4 protein-coding genes are annotated in these 12,431 nt (G+C 63.5%); 2 read left to right on the forward strand and 2 right to left on the reverse strand.

Features of this window, described 5'->3' with window-relative positions; genetic code table 11:
• Positions 1-282: 282 nt before the first annotated feature.
• Positions 283-8,889 (forward strand): GH36-type glycosyl hydrolase domain-containing protein, encoded by an 8,607-nt coding sequence (locus P3T21_RS26620; RefSeq protein WP_429258957.1) that lies wholly within the window; start codon positions 283-285, stop codon positions 8,887-8,889.
• A 78-nt stretch (positions 8,890-8,967) separates the two neighbouring features.
• Positions 8,968-9,303, forward strand: coding sequence for a hypothetical protein (locus P3T21_RS26625; protein ID WP_429258958.1), 336 nt, complete (start codon positions 8,968-8,970; stop codon positions 9,301-9,303).
• A 449-nt stretch (positions 9,304-9,752) separates the two neighbouring features.
• Here the strand turns inward: P3T21_RS26625 and P3T21_RS26630 are convergent, their stop codons facing one another.
• Together P3T21_RS26630 and acs are read right to left on the reverse strand one after the other, a co-directional pair.
• Positions 9,753-10,352, reverse strand: a complete 600-nt coding sequence (locus P3T21_RS26630; protein ID WP_429258959.1) for an acetate uptake transporter — start codon at positions 10,350-10,352, stop codon at positions 9,753-9,755.
• A gap of 57 nt (positions 10,353-10,409) precedes the next feature.
• Positions 10,410-12,383 carry an acetate--CoA ligase gene (gene acs, locus P3T21_RS26635; RefSeq protein WP_429258960.1) on the reverse strand — a complete coding sequence of 658 codons (1,974 nt, stop codon included), beginning with the start codon at positions 12,381-12,383 and terminating at the stop codon, positions 10,410-10,412.
• Between the last annotated feature and the right edge of the window lie 48 nt (positions 12,384-12,431).

Below are 12,431 nucleotides of genomic sequence, written 5' to 3' on the forward strand. Positions count from 1 at the left end.
GTGCATGGGAGTGTACTGACGCATTCCCGCTACGCGCATCGTTCCGGCGAAAATTTTTCGATGCGCCGGCAATCCGCACCGTGGAATCAAGCCACAGCCCGGAAGCTTGCACCCACGCGACACGCGTGGTCCGGCCTCCCCGAAGGAAGATCCGATCATGTCCCAACTCAATGAGCAGTCCGCCGATACAACTGTGCCGAACGATAGGCGCGCCTCTAACACGACAAGCCACAGCGACCGGTCCACCCCATCGAACTCACCGACATCGCAGGAAGTGGCCCTGTGAAAGCGATCATTCGATATGTCGCGGGACATCGCTCGCCGTCGCCGCCATGGACTGACATCGCGCCGGTGCGCGAAGAACTGTTCGGCGTCGAACGGCTCGAGCAGCACGCGGAGAGCCTCGCTGCCGCGCAAACGGTAACGAAGACACCACCTGCCGTTTTATCGCTGCACACGAGACTGAACGATAATGCCGCAGTCCTGCTAGCGGCCTACCGTGCGAGCGCCAAAGAACTGGAGAACGGCCGGGGCGTGGTGCCTGCCGCGGAATGGCTGCTCGACAACTATCACCTCGTCGAGGAACAGATCCGTGAGATTCGCGACGACTTGCCCCCCGGCTACTACCGTCAGTTGCCCAAGCTTGCCGTCGGCCCGTTCGCCGGCTATCCGCGCGTATTTGGTCTTGCGTGGGCGTTCGTTGCGCATACCGACAGTCACTTCGACCCGCAGATCCTGCGGTGCTTCATCAGCGCGTATCAGCGGGTTCAGCCGCTGACGATCGGCGAATTGTGGGCCGTGGCGATCACGTTGCGCATCGTGCTTATCGAGAACCTGCGACGCCTGACTGACCAGATCACCGCAGGCCGCAGCGCACGCGCCGACGCCGATGCACTCACCGACCGTCTGCTCGAAGTGGGCAGGGCCCGCTCGGCGCTCGAAGCGGACATTTCCACGCGCTCCTCGGGCCTGTTGTCCGAGCTGTTCGCCGCACAGCTCGCGAAACGGCTGCGTGACCAGGATCCGCGCACCACGCCGGCACTTGGCTGGCTGGAAGAGCGGCTCAAGCTTCAGGGCGCATCCATCGACGAAGTCGTGCAACACGCGCAGCAGCGGCAGGGCGCGTCGAACGTCACCGTGCGCAATGTGATCACCAGCATGAGGCTGATTTCCGACATCGACTGGGCGGAACTGTTCGAGGGAGTGAGTCTTGTCGACGCCCGGTTGCGCGCGGACAGCAGCTTTGCCGCGATGGATTTTCCGACACGGAATCTTTATCGCAGCGCGATCGAGCAACTGGCGCGTGGCTCGTCCTACACCGAACTCGAAGTCGCCGGGCTGGCGCTGGAATCGGCGCAGGCGGCGGTGCTGGAGGCAGGCGATGCGGCGCATGCGGAACGCGCCGGCGACCCCGGCTATCACCTGATAGCCGAAGGCCGGCGCGCACTGGAGCAGGCGATCGAATTCCGTCCGCCGCCGCGTCTGCGGGTCACGCGGTTCAACGTCCGCCTCGGCATTGGCGGCTACGTCGGCACGATTCTGACGGTCGCCGCGACGTTACTGGCGCTCGTGTCGTGGGCAATGTGGACACTCGCACCGCGAGGTCTCGAACCAGTGGTACTCGCGCTGTTTGCCGTATGCGGATTTCTGCCCGTCACTGAGATCGCGACCGCGCTCGTCAATCGTGCGGTGACATGGAGTTTCGGCCCGATCACGTTGCCGGGTCTCGAACTGACTGCCGGTGTGCCGTCGTCGTTGCGCACACTGGTTGCGGTGCCGACGCTCCTGACGAGCGAAGCCGATCTGCGCGAGCAGGTCGAACGGCTTGAGGTGCATCACCTCGCGGGAGCCGGTGGCGACCTGTCCTTCGCGTTGCTGGCGGACGGGCTCGATGCGGATCAGGAAGTGCTGCCCGACAATGCGTATCTGCTTGCCGTGGCCGCCGACGCCATAGAAGCACTGAACCGCCGTTACGAGCCAGGCCCGAGCGGCAGCCGCTTCCTACTGCTACACCGCCGCCGCGTGTTCAACGCGAGCGAGAACAAATGGATGGGCTGGGAACGCAAGCGCGGCAAGCTGCACGAACTCAACCGTCTGCTGCGCGGCGCGACGGATACGACCTTCATGCCGATCGCAGGCCGCGCGCCGCAGGTGCCGTCCGACGTGCGCTACGTCATCACACTCGATGCCGATACGCGTCTGCCACGAGACGCCGCACTGCGGCTGATCGGCAAGATGGCGCATCCGTTGAACCGGCCCACGTTCAACGACGCCGATCAACGCATCGTCAACGGATACGCGATTCTGCAGCCGCGTGTCACACCGTCGCTGCCCGTCGGCCAGGAAGGGTCGCTGCATCAACACGTCTTTTCCGGCCCAGGCGGGATGGACCCGTACGCGGCGGCTGTGTCCGATGTCTATCAGGACCTGTTCGGCGAAGGATCGTATACCGGCAAGGGAATCTATGACGTCGATGCGTTTGAAGCGGCTCTGCATGGACGTGTGCCGGAAAACGCGCTGCTCAGTCACGATCTGTTCGAAGGGATTTTTGCGCGCGCCGGACTGGCGTCGGATGTCGAGGTGGTCGAGGAAGTGCCGTCGCGTTACGACGTGATTGGCAAGCGGCAGCATCGCTGGACGCGTGGCGACTGGCAATTGCTGCCGTGGATCGTCGGCTATCGCGGCCGGGACCGACACGCGATGCCGTCGATCGGCCGCTTCAAGATGCTCGACAATTTGCGCCGCTCGCTGCTCGCCCCCTTTATGGTCGCCGCGCTCGGCCTATGCTGGCTGATGCCGATCCGCGCCGGGATTGCAGGCGCGCTGCTGGTGCTAGGTGCGCTCGCGATTCCCGCTTTCCTGCCGACGTTGTTCGCGATCCTGCCGCGCCGCAGCGGCATCCATCTGCGCAATCATCTGGACGTGCTGGCCGCCGACGTGCGGCTCGCCGCCTTGCAGACAGTTCTGTCGGCCGCGTTCCTCGCTGACCAGGCGTGGCGTATGGGCGATGCGATCGTCCGGACGCTGATACGGCTGTTCGTGACGCATCGCCGGCTGCTCGAATGGACCACCGCTGCGCAGTCGAAGGGCAGCCCCCGTCTCGATCTGCGCGGCTTTTATCGGAAGATGACAGGCGGTGTCGCGCTCGGGCTTGTGCTGCCGGCTGGTGCGATCGCGTTCGCACCGCCGCACTGGCCGCTCGTGCTGCCGTTTGCGCTGTTATGGCTCGCCGCGCCGGCGCTGGCGCTGTGGTCGAGTCGGTCGCCGACCGTCGCGCGGCGTTTCGCGATGGCGGACCCGGACGCGCGCAGCCTTCGCCTCATCGCGCGACGCACGTGGCGTTTCTTCGAGACCTTCGTTACGCCGGCAGAGAATATGCTGCCGCCCGACAACTTCCAGGAAGATCCGAAGCCGGTCGTCGCACACCGCACCTCGCCGACCAACCTTGGGCTCTATCTGCTGTCGGCGATTGCTGCGCGGGATTTTGGCTGGGCGGGGACGACGGAAACTGTCGAACGGCTCGAAGCGGCGTTCGCTTCGATGCACAAGCTCACGCGTTTCAAGGGGCATTTCTATAACTGGTACGGGACGCTCGATCTCCAGGTGCTGGCACCGGCGTATGTTTCGTCGGTCGATAGCGGCAATCTGGCCGGTCATTTGATCGTGCTCGCCAACGCGTGCGAAGAGTGGCCGCATGAATTGCTCGCGCCGGCTGCGCGGCCCGGATTGATGGATAACCTGCAACTCGCGCGTGAAGCCATCGACACGCTGCCCGCCGCAGGCGGTGAACGTGGCAGGCAGCTGGTTGCGATCCTCGACGAGATCAGCAAGCAGTTGCACGGCCCGCAGACGTTCGAAGCGCTGTCGCCGTCGCTCACGCGGCTGACCGAAAAGGCCGCGAAGGCAACGCGTGAACTCGTGCCCGCCGGCGGCGACGATAGTTCTGCCGACCTGATGTTCTGGATCGACGCGTTGAGCAAAAGCGTGGTCGAACATGCCCGCGACCGGCAACAACTCGCCGAGGCACCGGATCTTCTGCAGGCACGCTTGAAGTCGCTCGCCGATGCGTCGCGGGCGATGGCGCTCGACATGGACTTCGCGTTCCTGCTCGATCCGGAACGCAAGCTGCTATCGATCGGCTATTCGCAATCCGATAACAGTCTCGACCTGAACTGCTACGACCTGCTGGCGTCCGAAGCGCGCCTCGCGAGCCTGTTCGCCATCGCGAAAGGCGATGTGACGACGCGCCACTGGTTCCGCCTCGGTCGCGCTGCGACGCCGGTCGGTAACGGCTCGGCGCTGATCTCGTGGTCGGGGTCGATGTTCGAATACCTGATGCCGTCGCTGGTGATGCGTGCACCGGTCGGCAGCCTGCTCGAACAGACGAGTCGTCTGGTGGTGGAACGGCAAGCCTCGTATGGGCGTTCGCTCGGCATTCCGTGGGGAATTTCGGAATCGGCGTACAACGCGCGCGACATCGAATTTACCTACCAGTATTCGAATTTCGGCGTGCCCGGTCTTGGCCTCAAGCGGGGGCTTTCAGAGAACCGCGTGATCGCGCCGTATGCGACGGGGCTAGCCGCGATGGTGGACCCGCAGGCCGCGCGAGAGAACTACGCACAACTCGCCGCGCTGGGCGCGCTGGGCCGCTATGGTTTCTACGAAGCACTCGATTTCACCCGCTCGCGGCTGCCGGATGACGAGGATGTGGCGATCGTGCGCAATTTCATGGCGCATCACCAGGGCATGACGATCGTGTCGATCGCGAACACGTTGCTCGACGCGCAGATGCGTGCGCGTTTCCATCGCGAACCCATGATCCAGGCGTGCGAACTGTTGTTGCAGGAGCGCATGCCGCGCAATGTCGCCGTGGCGCACCCCCGTGCCGAGGAAGTGAACACGTCAGCAGCCGTCGCCGGCGTTGTGCCACCGACCGTACGGCGCCTCGCCGCGTCGGCTGTGGCTGGCGCAGCTCCGGTGACACACCTGTTGTCGAACGGACGCTACGCGGTCATGCTGACTGCAACCGGCGGCGGTTACAGCCGTTGGCGCGATATTGCGGTGACGCGCTGGCGCGAAGACGCAACCCGCGACGACTGTGGCTCCTTTATCTTCCTGCGCGATGCGCAGAGCGGCCACGTGTGGTCGGCAGGCGCACAGCCGGTGGGCAGCGAAGCCGAGTACGAAGAGGTTGTGTTCGGCGAGGACCATGCGGAATTCATCCGCCGCGACGGCTCGTTGACAACGACGATGGATGTGCTGGTTTCCGGCGAAGCAGACAGCGAAGTGCGCCGCGTGTCGTTGGCGAACAGCGGACGCCGGGCGCGCGAGATTGAATTGACTTCCTATGCCGAAATCGTGCTCGCGACGCCCGCTGCCGACAACGCGCATCCGGCCTTCTCGCGGATGTTTGTCCAGACCGAGCACCTTGCGGAATTCGGCGCACTGGTGGCCACGCGCCGTCCGCGTTCGCACGACGAAAGCCAGATGTGGGCTGCGCATTTCGCGGTTGTCGACGGCGAGATCGTTGCCGATCCGCAATACGAATCGGATCGCGCGCGCTTTCTGGGGCGCGGGCGTAACGCTGGCACGGCGGCAGCGATCTTCGACGATCAGCCCCTGACCAACACCGCCGGGACCGTACTCGATCCGGTCTTTGCGCTCAGGTATCGCGTGCTGGTGCCACCGGGCAAGGTCGCGCGCGTGACGTTCTGGACAGTAGTCGCCGAGTCGCGAGCGTTGCTGCTCGATCTGGTCGACAAACACCATGACCGCAACGCGTTCGATCGCGCCAAAACGCTAGCCTGGACGCAGGCTCAGGTGCAGTTGCGCCATCTCGATGTCGAAGCCGAAGAGGCGGCGGATTTTCAGCGCCTCGCCGCGCCCGTCATTTACGCCGATGCGCGTTTCAGGGCGCCGTCGGACACGATCGTTCGCGGGGCTGGCCCTCAGTCGGGACTCTGGCCGCACGCGATCTCCGGCGACCTGCCGATCGTGCTGCTGCGTATCGATGACGTCGAGGATATCGCACAAGTCCGGCAATTATTGAGGGCACACGAGTACTGGCGGATGAAGCGGCTGGGCGTCGATCTCGTCATCATCAACGAACGGGCTTCGTCGTATATCCAGGAGTTGCAGGGCGCGATCGAAACAGCCGTGCGCAGCAGCCAGTTGCGGCCGCGTTTCGGCGAAGAGCTCGCGCAAGGGGCGGTCTCTACGCTGCGCGCCGATTTGATGAGCGTGGAGGCGCGTGCGCTGCTGCAATCGGTCGCGCGTGTCGCGTTGATCGCGCGTCGCGGTCCGATCGCCGACCAGCTCGCCCGGTTGCCGCAGTCGCAGGGCCAGCCGTTGGCGCTGCACCGGCAGAAGTCGCCGATGTCGTCGCCATGGCCCGCGGCGCCTCATCCGCCTCGCGCGCTTTCTTCGGTTCCGTCGAGGCTCGAGTTCTTCAACGGTCTGGGTGGCTTCGATAAAGACGGCCGGGAATATGTGACCGTGCTCGTGGCGGGTGCGACGACGCCCGCGCCTTGGATCAACGTGATCGCGAACCCCGGCTTCGGCTTTCAGGTCGCGGCGGAAGGCAGCGGCTACACGTGGGCCGAAAACAGCCGTGAGAATCAACTCACGCCGTGGTCGAACGATCCGGTCGAAGACCCCGCCGGCGAAGCCATCTATGTGCGCGACGAAGTCACTGGCGATGTATGGGGCGCCACCGCGCTGCCGGTCCGCGATGGCGGGACGTATATCGCGCGTCACGGGCATGGCTACAGCCGCTTCGAACACGAGGCGAATGGCATCGCGCTCGACTTGCTGCAATACGTGCCGCTCGCCGACCCGGTGAAGATCTCCCGGCTGACGTTGCGCAATCTGTCCGGTATGCCGCGCCGTCTGTCCGTGACGACGTGGATGGAATGGGTGCTTGGCACATCGCGCAGTGCGTCGGGACCCTTCATCGTGACGGAAATCGACTCCACTACCGGCGCGATGCTGGCGCGCAATCCGTGGAACATGGAGTTCGCGGGGCGCGTGGCGTTCGCCGACCTGGGTGGCCAGCAGACCGCGTGGACGGCGGATCGCACCGAATTTTTCGGCCGCAACGGTCGGACTGCGGCACCCGCCGCGCTGACCGGCAACGCGCCGCTGTCTGGCGCGACCGGCGCGGGCCTCGATCCATGCGCGGCGTTGCAGGGCATGATTGAGCTGGGCGTGGACGAGATCGTCGAGGTGGTGTCGTTCGTCGGGCAATGCGCGTCTGTCGAAGCGGTACGCGCGTTGATCGAGCACTATCGCAAAGCCGATCTCGACGCTGTCCTCGCCGAAGTGACGAGCCACTGGCAGAACGTGCTCGGTACTGTCCAGGTGAAGACCCCCGACCGCGCAATGGACCTGATGCTAAACGGCTGGCTGCTGTATCAGACTCTCGCGTGCCGTACCTGGGCGCGTTCGGCGTTCTATCAGGCGAGCGGTGCGTATGGGTTCCGTGACCAATTGCAGGACGGCATGGCGCTGACCCATGCGCAGCCGGACGAGACACGGCGGCATTTGCTGCGCGCCGCGGCGCGGCAGTTCGTCGAAGGCGATTTCCAGCATTGGTGGTTGCCCCAGTCGGGGCAAGGCGTGCGCACGCGGATTTCCGATGACCGAGTGTGGCTCGCGTTCGCGACGGCGACGTACATCGGCTGCGCGAGCGATTTCGCGATTCTCGACGAGATCGTGCCGTTCCTCGATGGACCGCCACTGCGGCCCGGCGAGCACGATGCGTTCTTCCAGCCGATGGTTGCAGATGAATCAGCGTCGCTGTTCGAACATTGCGCGCGCGGCCTGGATCAATGCATCGAACTGACCGGCGAGCATGGCTTACCCCTGATCGGTACGGGTGACTGGAACGACGGGATGAACCGCGTCGGCGCGGACGGCAAGGGAGAAAGCGTTTGGCTCGGCTGGCTGCTGTTGCGGACTATTGAGCTGTTCGCCCCCCTGGCTGAATCGCGCGATGTGGTTTCGGTTGGGCGCGCTGCGCGCTGGCGCGCTCATGCGGCGTCGGTGCGCGAGGCGCTGGAGCGCGATGCGTGGGACGGCGAATGGTATCGCCGCGCGACTTTTGACGACGGCACGTGGCTTGGCTCTTCGCGAAGCGACGAGTGCCAGATCGATTCGATCGCACAGTCGTGGGCTGTGCTATCAGGCGCGGCAGATCCAGCGCGCGCGGCGCTGGCGATGATGTCGCTGGAAAAGCACCTTATCCGTCGCGACGACGGGCTTGCTTTGCTGTTCACGCCGCCGTTCGATAAAACGTCGCACGATCCCGGCTATATCAAGGGCTATCCGCCGGGGCTGCGTGAAAACGGCGGGCAGTATAGCCACGCGGCGATGTGGGCGATCCTCGCGTTGACGAAAATGCGTGATGGCAACAGGGCCGCCGCGCTGTTTTCACTGCTTAATCCGGTCAATCATGCGCGCACACCGATGGAAGTCGACCGCTACAAGGTCGAACCCTATGTCGTTGCGGCCGATGTCTATTCCGTGGCGCCGCATACCGGGCGGGGTGGCTGGACCTGGTACACAGGATCCGCTGGATGGATGTACCGGGCAGGCGTCGAGGGCATTCTTGGAATTTGTCGGGAGGGGGATTTTCTGGTGGTCGATCCTTGTATTCCGGACAAGTGGCCGGGGTTTGAAGCAACAGTGACGATGCATTCGACGCGGTATGAGGTCCGCGTCGAATCCGCTGACGAGCGCGGTGTGATGCGTGCGGTGCTCGACGGCGCGAGTGTCGAATGTGGTGATGGACGGGTGCGCGTGCCGCTTGATGCGGGGTCGCATAAGCTTGTAATTTCGCTTTGCTTCGGCGTGAGGGAAGACGTGAACTCGGGCGCGCAGGTCGCGTGACGAATCACGCATCGGTCATCGAGAGTAAAACAGGAGACGGAAAATGGCAGTAGCTGGCAATTCCGATCGGAGCAAACGATGTTGGCATGGCACTACACCACGGGACGAAAAGCTCAGCAGATCACCTCAAGCGGGATGCTGATCCCAGGCGGCATCGGGGTCGAACCCACCGGGACGCCTGTGCTGTGGTTTTCGCGAAATCAGCATTGGGAGCAAACCGCTGGCGACGAGTGCCATGAGGCTGGGCAACCGCTGCGCCGCCTGACGATGCGTGAAACTTACATGGCGAGCGGCGGACTCGTGCGGTATGGATGCGATCTTAAACGCCTGTACGTCGGCGAAGTGCTGCGGCGAAAAGCACGGATGCCCCACGAGCTCTGGGCGGCCTTGTATGCCGCGGGGAAGCTGCAGTAGGCGTATCCCGCCGCGTGGTGCGGCTCGGTCGAGTCAATTCCGGTTGATGGCCTGGTCGTGCATGTCATGAGCGAATCCTTCAAATGGCAGCGCTTCGAGGCATGCTAGCGGATTGTCGGTCATTGAATGAATGGGTTTCTGGATAACGACCTGGACGTCTGCGATGCAATGAGGGATTGCTTGCGACGGGGACGTTTTGGCGGTCGACAGGACCCATCAGGCCGCAAGGCGTAGCGGCGCTCGGTGAGCGAATCAAGGTCCGGGGTGGCCAGTTTTCCCGTCGCTGGGCCTACCTTGTTGCGGAGATCGCCGGCCAGGCCGCTATCGATGTAATCCTCGGTCCCCTCGCATAGACGAAGACTGCGGGCGCGTTGTACCTCACCGTGCGGGTCTTGCATGTTCTGCATGTACTTCCTTCGACATGCCAACCGCCTTTACGGCTCGCATGATCAAAGAACAACAGCATGACGCCTGAAGACTCTTGGGTCACCGACCGGCAAGACGGCGCGCTGATAGACCTCGTTAAGCAGATCCGCCGCCGACAGATAGAACGCCAGCGCCGCCGTCACGAGACCCATGTAGCCTCCAGCGATACGCAAAACACCTCCGCCAGTCCATTCCCCTGCGGCGAGCAGGACGAACGTGATCCAGAGCGCCAGAAAAATGAACTGCAATGCGCGCGGCGAACGGAACGTCGCGAGCCACATATAGAATGTGAACACGCCCCAAAGGAACAGATACCAGCCGACAAACGCGGCGGGCACCTTGTCGTGCAGAAAGAGCACGAACAGAGCAAACGACCACCAGAACGCTCCGTAACTCAGGAACGCTGTCGCGCCGAATGTATTGCCGCGCGGCAGTTCCATCAGCCCGGCGATCGCCTGCGCGGTACCACCGTAGGCCAGTGCACAGGCGAGGACCATTCCCATCGAATCGCCGGAGAACCATCCGACGTTGATCATACTCAGCAGCCACGTTGTCAACGCAAAGCCTGCGAGACCCAACGGCGCCGGATTCGACAGTTTCAATTGAAGAGGCACATTGCTCATTTCCTGCTCCTGACATCTATAAAAAGCGCCGCAACGATCTCGCGATCGTCGGAACGATCAACCGAGTTGATCGAGAATGGCCGGATTTTCGAGCGTCGAAACGTCCTGCGTAATCTCTTCGCCTGCCGCAAGCGAGCGCAGAAGGCGACGCATGATCTTGCCCGAACGCGTCTTCGGCAGGTTCTCACCGAAGCGGATCTCCTTCGGCTTCGCGATGGGGCCAATTTCCTTGCCGACCCATGCCCTCAGTTCGTTTGCGATCTTCGCCGCTTCCTCGCCTTCAGGGCGCACGCCCTTCAGCACCACGAAAGCGATGACGACCTCGCCTGTTGTCTCGTCCGCTCGCCCCACTACTGCTGCCTCAGCGACCAGCGGATTGGCGACCAGTGCCGACTCAATCTCCATCGTTCCGAGGCGGTGTCCGGACACATTCAACACGTCGTCGATGCGACCCGTAATGGTGAAATAACCGGTCTCGCTGTCGCGAATCGCGCCGTCACCGGCGAGGTAAAGCTTGCCCCCGAGTTCTTCCGGGAAGTAGCCTTGTTTGAAGCGCTCCGGATCGCCCCACACTGTGCGCAGCATCGAAGGCCATGGGCGCTTTATTACCAGAATTCCGCCCTGCCCGTTTGGCACGTCCTGCCCCGTTTCATCGACGACCGCCGCCATGATGCCGGGCAGCGGCAACGTGCAGGAGCCTGGAACAAGCGGTGTCGCGCCTGGCATCGGTGCGATCATGTGGCCACCGGTTTCGGTCTGCCACCAGGTGTCGATCACCGGACAACGTCCACCACCGACGTGCTCGTAGTACCATAACCAGGCGGCCGGATTGATCGGCTCGCCGACCGTGCCGAGCACGCGCAGCGTCGACAGATCGAAACTGTCCGGATGCACTTTCGCATTGCCTTCTGCCAGCTTGATCAGGGAACGGATCGCCGTCGGCGCCGTGTAGAAGATCGTGACCTTGTGCCGGGCGATCATGTCCCAGAAGCGGCCGGCGTCCGGATACGTCGGCACGCCTTCGAACACGACCTGGGTCGCGCCCAGTGCGAGCGGACCGTATGCGATATAGCTGTGCCCCGTGATCCACCCGATGTCCGCCGTGCACCAGAACACGTCGGTGGATTTCCAGTCGAAGGTCCACTTCATCGTCTGCGCGGCCCATAGCAGAAAACCGCCCGTGCTGTGCTGCACGCCCTTCGGCGTGCCGGTCGAGCCCGACGTATAGAGGATGAAGAGCGGATGCTCCGCGCCAACCCCTTCGGGCGCACATTGACCGGATTCGGCCTGCATGAGTTCGTGCATCCACAGGTCGCGGCCTTCGTTCCATGCCACCTTGCCGCCGGTACGCCGGTAGACAATCACGCTCCTCACTGCTTCGCAGCCGCCCATTGTGAGCGCTTCGTCGGCGATGCTTTTCAGAGGCAACGCCTTGCCGCCGCGCATCTGTTCGTCGCAGGTGATGAGCGCTATTGCGCCGACATTGACCAGCCTCTCATTGAGCGACTTCGATGAGAAGCCGCCGAACACGACCGAATGCGTCGCGCCGATCCGCGCGCAGGCCTGCATCGCGACGATACCTTCTACCGACATCGGCATATAGATCACGACACGATCGCCTTTCTTCACGCCGCGCTTTTTCAATGCGTTGGCAAGGCGACACACGCGTTGCAGCAGATCCTCGTAGGTAACCTGAGTGACGGTGCCGTCGTCGGCTTCGAAAATCACCGCGATGCGCTGGCCGTGGCCCGCTTCGACGTGGCGGTCGAGGCAGTTGTATGACGCGTTCAGCTCGCCGTCTTCGAACCACGTGTAGAACGGTGCATTCGTTTCGTCCAGCACCGTGGAGAAAGGCTTGTTCCAGCTGAGCGTCTCGCGCGCCAGACGCCCCCAGAAGCCGTCGTAGTCACGCTGCGCTTCAGCGACGAGCGCCCGGTAGGCGTCCATGCCGGAGATCGCCGCGTGCGCCGACAAGGCCGGAGGGGGGAGGAACACTTGCGGGTCCTCGCGTATCGAATCGGTAACTAGCATTTTTCAATCCTCTGCGGGTTATGGCGTGGAGCCGCGACGATGTCGCCG

This window comes from Paraburkholderia sp. GAS334 (genome assembly GCF_050436625.1).
Lineage (GTDB): Bacteria > Pseudomonadota > Gammaproteobacteria > Burkholderiales > Burkholderiaceae > Paraburkholderia.